At 74.3% G+C, this 6174-nt stretch carries 8 protein-coding genes; 3 read left to right on the top strand and 5 right to left on the bottom strand.

Annotated elements, in window-relative coordinates; translation table 11 throughout:
• On the top strand, positions 1-849 hold an 849-nt coding region (locus tag VF468_00785), incomplete at its 5' end, for an IS630 family transposase (GenBank protein HEX5876860.1).
• Here VF468_00785 and VF468_00780 read toward each other — a convergent pair.
• The 3 genes from VF468_00780 to VF468_00770 form a co-directional block, all read right to left on the bottom strand.
• Positions 846-1265 (bottom strand): hypothetical protein, encoded by a 420-nt coding sequence (locus VF468_00780; GenBank protein ID HEX5876859.1) that lies wholly within the window; start codon positions 1263-1265, stop codon positions 846-848. The two genes, VF468_00785 and VF468_00780, sit on opposite strands and share 4 nt — an antisense overlap.
• Positions 1266-1346: 81 nt before the next feature.
• Positions 1347-2294, bottom strand: a complete 948-nt coding sequence (locus VF468_00775; protein ID HEX5876858.1) for a hypothetical protein — start codon at positions 2292-2294, stop codon at positions 1347-1349.
• A 4-nt stretch (positions 2295-2298) separates the two neighbouring features.
• Positions 2299-2862, bottom strand: coding sequence for an RNA polymerase sigma factor (locus tag VF468_00770; protein HEX5876857.1), 564 nt, complete (start codon positions 2860-2862; stop codon positions 2299-2301).
• A gap of 164 nt (positions 2863-3026) precedes the next feature.
• On the opposite strand from VF468_00770, the gene VF468_00765 reads away from it, so the two are divergent.
• The gene (locus VF468_00765; protein HEX5876856.1) at positions 3027-3386 is read left to right on the top strand and encodes a response regulator; all 360 of its coding nucleotides are present in this window, start codon (positions 3027-3029) and stop codon (positions 3384-3386) included.
• Here the strand turns inward: VF468_00765 and VF468_00760 are convergent.
• Positions 3361-5043: an AMP-binding protein gene (locus VF468_00760; GenBank protein HEX5876855.1), complete on the bottom strand. Its 1683-nt coding sequence runs from the start codon at positions 5041-5043 to the stop codon at positions 3361-3363. The two genes, VF468_00765 and VF468_00760, sit on opposite strands and share 26 nt — an antisense overlap.
• Before the next feature lie 235 nt (positions 5044-5278).
• Here VF468_00760 and VF468_00755 point away from each other — a divergent pair, with 235 nt between their 5' ends.
• Positions 5279-5749, top strand: a complete 471-nt coding sequence (locus tag VF468_00755; protein ID HEX5876854.1) for a GyrI-like domain-containing protein — start codon at positions 5279-5281, stop codon at positions 5747-5749.
• Here the strand turns inward: VF468_00755 and VF468_00750 are convergent.
• Positions 5746-6162 carry a PaaI family thioesterase gene (locus VF468_00750; GenBank protein ID HEX5876853.1) on the bottom strand — a complete coding sequence of 139 codons (417 nt, stop codon included), beginning with the start codon at positions 6160-6162 and terminating at the stop codon, positions 5746-5748. The genes VF468_00755 and VF468_00750 overlap by 4 nt on opposite strands.
• Positions 6163-6174 lie beyond the last annotated feature (12 nt).

Raw genomic sequence — 6174 nt, 5'->3', positions numbered from 1 at the left:
GAGCCCAGGCCCGGCGCGGTCCGCACCATCACCGATGAGCAGGTCGAGCGGGTGCTGGTGTCGACCTTGGAGACCACGCCGACCGATGCCACCCACTGGTCGACCCGGTCGTTGGCCCGTCAGCTTGGCATGTCGCAGTCGGCCATCAGCCGGATCTGGCGGGCGTTCGGGCTCAAGCCGCACCTGGTCGACACCTTCAAGCTGAGCACGGATCCGCAGTTCATCGAGAAGGTCCGCGACGTGGTCGGGCTGTACCTGAACCCGCCCCAGGCAGCGATGGTGCTGTGCGTGGACGAGAAGACGGGCGTGCAGGCACTGGACCGCACCGCCCCGATCCTGCCGCTGCTACCCGGTACCCCCCAGCGGGCCACCCATGACTACACCCGCCACGGCACCACCAACCTGTATGCCGCCCTGGACGTGGCCTCCGGCAAGGTCATCTCCCAGCTGACCGCCCGCCACCGTGCGGTGGAGTTCAGGCGGTTCCTGGACCACGTCGACCGCCAGGTCCCCGCCGGGCTGGACCTGCACGTGATCTGTGACAACTCCTCCACCCACAAGACCCCGGCGATCCAGCGCTGGCTGGTGCGCCATCCCCGCGTGCAGCTGCACTTCACCCCGACCTACAGCTCCTGGCTGAACCTGGTCGAGCGCTGGTTCGCTGAACTCACCACCAAGTGGCTGCGTCGTGGCAGCCACCGGTCGGTCACCGAACTCCAACAGTCGATTCAGGCCTGGATCGACACCTGGAACCAGGACCCGCGGCCGTTTGTGTGGACCAAGACCGCCGACGAGATCCTCGACACCATCGCCACCTACTGCCAGCGAATCAACGACTCAGGACACTAGGTCGTCGAGGTCGTCGACGACGGTGGGGCGCTGGAGCTGGTCGTGGTCGTGTCGCCGCCGATGGTGGTCGTCGTGGTCGTGGCCGGCTCGAGGGTGGTGGAGGTCGTCGGCCGGGCCGTGGTGGTGGTCGGGCGGACGGTCGAGGTGGGGGCCGGGGTCGTCGGCGGGGTGAGGCCGGCGGTGGCGGCGGGGAGGACGCGGGGCCGGGGACGGGTGGTGGTCGAGGAGGCCCCGGCGAAGCGGCTGCGAGGGCGGCGGGTCGTGGACGAGGCCGCCTCCTGGGCGGGGGCCAGGGTCCAGGTGGCCTCCTCGCCGGTGGGCTGGGCGGTCACGAACCCGAGCAGGCTGCCGCCCCCGGCGCCCAGCAGCACCGCCACCGCCAGGGTCGCCCACCGCCGGTCAATGCTGAACCGCACCTACGCCCCCCTGTACGCCTCCCGATCCGATGATAAGCGAATCGGGAGCTTGCGCCCGATCCAGCGCGGGCTGTGCGGCGGTTATGTCGGCTTGCCAGCGGCGCGGTTCGCGCCATGGCCGGGCGTCGGCACCGCGCCGTGGCCGGGCGTCGCGTTCACGCCGTGGCCAGGCGTCGCGTTCACGCCGTGGCCGGGCGTCGCGTTCACGCCGTGGCCGGGCGTCGCGTTCGGCCCCTTGGGCGCGGGCTTCTGGGCCTTGGGCTTCCCGGGCTTGGACGCCTTGGCCTTGCCCGCCTTGGCCTCGGGGGCCGGCACGGGCTTGACCCCGTGGGCCGCCCCGCCGCCGCGGGAGCCGCCCCCTCCTCCGTGGCGGGCGACCGCCCGCTCGCCCGCCCCGACCGCCGCCGACCCGGCCGGCCGCAACAGCTCCGACCCACCGGACCCCGCCCCGGACCCCGTCCCGAGCCCAGCCCCGGACCCGGACGCGCCCGACCCCGCCTCTCCGGCGCCGGGCCCCCCGGAGGGGGAGCGTAGCCCACCGGGGGATGGGGCGCCGCCGGTTGTCCACAGCCCACCGGTGGCCGCGCCACCAGCCACCGCGCCACCAGCCACCAGCACCCCCGCCAGGGCCACCGCGACCACCCGCCCCCGCACCCGGCCGGATCGGCGCCGTGACCCCGGGCGCCCCCGCTCCGCGGCCAGCCGGCCCCCGACCCGGCCGGACGGCCGCTCGACCCCGCCGGACCCACCGCGGCGGACCCTTCCAGGCCGGCGGTCCCCGACCTCGGCTGTACCCACCCAAGCCGTGCGGAACAACGCCAGCGCCGCCTCCTGGCCCGCGAGCTCGTCGGGGTCGGGCGGGGCGGCGGCCGTCTGCAGCAGGCGGGCCACGCCGGCGTAGGCGGGGGGCGCGTCGTCGGGGTCGAGGCGGCCGGAGAGGAGGCGCTCGGCCGTGTCGTCGTCGAGCGCCGGGACCGGGGAGGACGGGTGCTCCGGCATCTCAGTCGGGTACACGTCGTCGGCACCCATCGCGTTACACCACCCCCCGGACCCGGACGTCCCCGCCGAGGCGCTCGGCCAGGCGGCGCAGGGCCCGGTGGGCCAGGACCCGCACGTTGCCGGGGCGCTTGCCGGTGATGGCGGCCACCTCGGCGACCTCCAGGCCGGCGACCACCCGGAGCAGCACCACCTCGGCCTGGTCGGGCGGGAGGGTGGCGATCAGGTCGACGGCGTCCCGGCTGGAGACGGCGTCGACGGCCGCCCCGGCCGGGTCGTCGGACGCGGGCAGGTCGGCCAGGGCGTCGACCGGCACCAGCTCGTCGCTGCGCCGGGCGCCGCGGCGCCATCGGTCAACGGCGCGGTGCCGGGCGATGGTGAACACCCAGGCCCGGAACGCCCGCTCGTCGCCGGAGAAGCGGCCGAGGCCCCCGACCACCCGCAGCCAGGTCTCGGAGGCCAGGTCCTCACCGGACCCGGGGGCCATGGCGTTCAGGTAGCGCAGCAGCCCGGGCTGCAGGTCGCGCCAGAGGATGCCGAAGGCGGCGTCGTCGCCACCGGCGGCGGCGGCCAGCACCGCCTCGAAGGGAGGGCCGATCATGGGGCGATCACGCTGCCCGTTCCCACCGGGTACTGTCAACCGGCCCGCCTGTGCCCGCACGGTGCAATTTGTCTGCTCCGGGTGAGATCATTCCCCGGCGCGACGGACGACCGTCCTCTGGCAGGCGCGAGGGCGCGAGGGAAGGAGCCACGCTGACCGGGACCGTGCTCGTGGCCGACGACGACGCCGACATCGTCCGCTTCGTCGAGGTCAACCTCCGCCTCGAGGGCTTCCAGGTCTTGACCGCCCGCGACGGCCAGGAGGCGCTCAACAAGGCTCTGGACCTCCAGCCCGACGTCGTCCTCCTGGACGTGCTGATGCCGCGGATCGACGGCTACACCGTGTGCGCGCGGCTCCGCGCCGACCAGCGCGGGGCCGCCATCCCGGTGATCCTGCTCACCGCCAACTTCATCACCGCCGACCAGGAGGTCGCCCGCCAGGCCGGCGCCGACGACCTCGTGGTCAAGCCGTTCGACCCCTGCGAGCTGATGGCACGGGTCAGGGCGCTGATCCAGGCTCGGTGAGGGCCCGCCGGAGCACCTTGCCCACCATCGACTTGGGCAGCTCGGAGCGGAACTCGACGGCGGCCGGCACCTTGTAGGGAGCGAGGCGCTCGCGGCAGAACGCCCGCAGCTCCTCGACCTCGGCCCGCTCCCCCGCCGCCAGCACCACCCAGGCCTTGGCCACCTCGCCCTTGGCCTCGTCGGGGACGCCGGCCACGCCGACCTCGGCCACCGCCGGGTGGGTGGCCAGCACCTCCTCGATCTCGCGCGGCCACACCTGGTAGCCGTGGGTCTTGATGAGGTCCTTGATGCGGTCGACGATGAACAGGTAGCCGTCGGCGTCCAGGTAGCCGAGGTCGCCGGTGTGCAGCCAGCGCCCGCCGTCGTGGGTCCTGACGGTGGCGGCCGTCTCCTCCGGGTCGTCCCAGTAGCCGGCCATGAGCTGCGGCGCCCGGATCAGGATCTCCCCCACCTCGCCGGTGGGCAGGGCGGCGCCGGTCTCAGGGTCGACGACGCGCATCTCGACGTCGGGCAGGGGCATGCCCACCGAGCCGATCTTGTTGGGGCCCTCCACCGGGTTGACGGCGCAGGCCAGCATGGCCTCTGTGAGCGAGTAGCCCTCGACGATGCGCCCGCCGGTCAGCTCCTCGAAGCGGCGCTTGGTCTCGGCCAGCAGCGGCGCCGCCCCCGAGAAGCAGACCTTGACGGAACTGAAGTCGACCTTGCCGGCCCGGACCTTCGGATGGTGGAGCAGGGCGTTGAACAGGGTGGGCACGCCGCTGAAGGCGGTCGGGCGGGTCCTGGTGATGGTGCCCAGCAGGTCGTCGAGGTCGCGCGGGTTGGGGACCAGCGCCATGGCGTTGTGGTTGCGCAGGGCCACGCTCTGGATGCCGATGTTGGCGAAGGAGTGGAACAGGGGCAGCGCCGCCATGATCACGTCATCCCACGGGGTGGTCCCGGCCTGGAGCCAGGTCCCGAGCTGGCGGCCGGTGGTGGGGTAGTGGCGGTGCAGGCCGACCACGCCCTTGGGCGTGCCGGTGGTGCCGCCGCTCATCAGGATCACGGCCGGGTCGTCCGGCGCCACCGGCACCGGCGGCCGGGCTGCGCCCTGGTGGCGGGCCAGCAGGTCGCCCAGCCACAGGTCGCCGGAGGCCGGCGTCACCCGGTGGCCGTCCTTGCGTTCCTTGGCCAGGGTGAACAGCACCCGCAGGACCGGCGGCAGGTACTCCTTGACGTTGGTCGCGATGACCCGCGTCAGGGCGGTGCGCGGCTGGACGGCCTTGACGCGCCCGTAGAACGGGGTCAGGACCAGGATCGTCTCCGCCCCGGTCCGCCGCAGCGCACCCTCCAGCTCCTGCTCGGTGTAGATCGGGTTCAGCGGGACCAGGATCGCCCCCGCCTTCCAGGCGCCCACCTCGCCGATGAGGAACTGCGGGCAGTTGGGCAGCAGCAGCGCCACCCGGTCGCCCTTGGCCACGCCGAGCCCGGCCAGGGCGGCCGCGAACGCGTCGCTGAGCCGGTCCAGCTCGCCCCAGGTGACGGTGCGGCCCTTGAACAGCAGGGCCGGGGCGTCCGGGCGCTGCGCCGCCCCGTCGGCCAGGTCGTCGAGCAGCGTCCGCTCCGGATACGGCCCCACGGACGCCGGCACGCCCTCGTCGTAGTGCTTGAGCCACTGCATGGGCGCAGCCTATCAACCCGCTCAGGTGGCGGCGGCCGCCTCGACGGGGTGGCCACGCCGAGGCTGGCCTTGATCGGGATGGTGCGGCCGTTGAGCCGGATGCTCCGTCCCACAGCTACCTCCCCGGTCGGGCGTCGGCCTGCCGCTTCGGTGTTGTTTCGGCAGATCGCGGGTGCGGATGAGCCTCCGGGTATGCTGGCCGTCCTGCGGAGCGGGAGCGGGCGAGAGGGGCAGGGTGAGGCCGGAGCGGGTTCGTCGGGCCGAGACGCGGGTCGTCGGCATCCAGGCGCGGACCTCCGGCCTGCGGGAGGCCGACCCGGCCACCGCGGCCGTCCCCGGCCTGTGGCGGCGGCTTCAGGCCGACGGGCTCGCCGGGCGCATCCCCGGCCGGGCCGGGACCCGCACCACCTGCGCCGTCTACAGCGACTACGAGGACGGCGGCGCGAGCTTCCGCTGCCTGGTCGGCGCCGAGGTGACCGCCGCCGGCGAGGTGCCGCCGGGCATGACCGAGGTCACCGTGCCGGCCGGCGAGTACCTGGTGTTCGCCGCCCGCGGGCCGATGCCGGAGGCGCTGGCCGCGACCTGGGCCCGGGTGGCCGAGTTCTTCGACCACGCCGGCCTGGCCAGGGCCTTCACCGCCGACCTGGAGGTCCACTACCCGGCGGGCTCGGCGGTGGACGTGTTCGTGGCCGTCGGCGGCGGCTAGGCGCCCGGTGCCTCGGCGAGGTTCTGCAGCCGGACCTTGGCGTGGGCGACCAGGCGGCCCTGGCCGTCGGAGATCTCGACCTGCCACAGCTGGCTGGTGCGGCCCCTGGTCAGCGGGGTCGCGTCGGCCCGCAGCTCGCCCTCGCGGACCGCCCGCAGGAAGTCGGTGTGGTTGGAGACGCCGACCACCGTGCCGCGGTCACCGAACCAGAGGGCCCCGCCGACGCTGACCGCGGTCTCGGCCAGGGTGGCGTGGACCCCGCCGTGGACCAGGCCGAAGGGCTGGTGCAGGTCGGGCGTGACCGGGCAGGACAGCACCACCCGGTCGCCGGAGGCCTCCTCGACGCGCACTCCGAGGAGCTTGACCAGGCCGGCCTCGAGCTGGTCCCGGTCCGGCCGGTCGGGTGGGCTCACGGCTGTCCTCCC

It is taken from the genome of Actinomycetota bacterium, from assembly GCA_036280995.1.
Lineage (GTDB): Bacteria > Actinomycetota > CALGFH01 > CALGFH01 > CALGFH01 > CALGFH01.
Note: the sequence above shows the minus strand (reverse complement) of the source record. Positions and strands in the feature narration are given on the sequence as shown.